1 protein-coding gene is annotated in these 450 nt (G+C 70.7%); it reads left to right on the forward strand.

What is annotated here, in order from left to right; all coding sequences use genetic code 11:
- On the forward strand, nt 1-338 hold a 338-nt coding region (locus AB1L30_RS00745; RefSeq protein ID WP_367011433.1), incomplete at its 5' end, for a hypothetical protein.
- Nucleotides 339-450 lie beyond the last annotated feature (112 nt).

A 450-nucleotide genomic window follows, 5' to 3' on the forward strand; every position in this document is an offset into this window, starting at 1 on the left:
GCCGCGTCGAGCAGGCCGCCGAGGTCTCCCACGAGCTCGAACTCGACGCCCGGCGCCTCGACGCCGCGCTCAAGGCCGACGACGCCCGCCGCGCCGCCCACCGAGAGGCCGCCCGGCTCGACGCCGAACAAAATCGCTCCGCCCTCGCCCTCGACGACGCCCACCGCCGCGACCACCTCGCCTCGCTCCGCGACCTCGGCGTCGACCTGACCGCCTTCCTCACCCAGGGCCGCGCCGACCGCGTCATCGAGCTCCGCTCCCCCCTCGGCAGCAACGGCTCGACCCACGTCCACCTCGATCCGTCGTCCCCCGGCTCTCCCCGTTCGATCGCTCCATAAACCCTCGAAAGTGCCCGGTGTGCCCTCCGCCTCCCCCAGTCCCGTAGGGTCCGCTGTGCGGACCTCCCCATTTCATCAACGCTTTTTTCATGGGGATTAGGCACATAGTGAT

It is taken from the genome of Bremerella sp. JC817 (genome assembly GCF_040718835.1).
In the GTDB taxonomy this organism is placed as follows: Bacteria; Planctomycetota; Planctomycetia; order Pirellulales; family Pirellulaceae; genus Bremerella.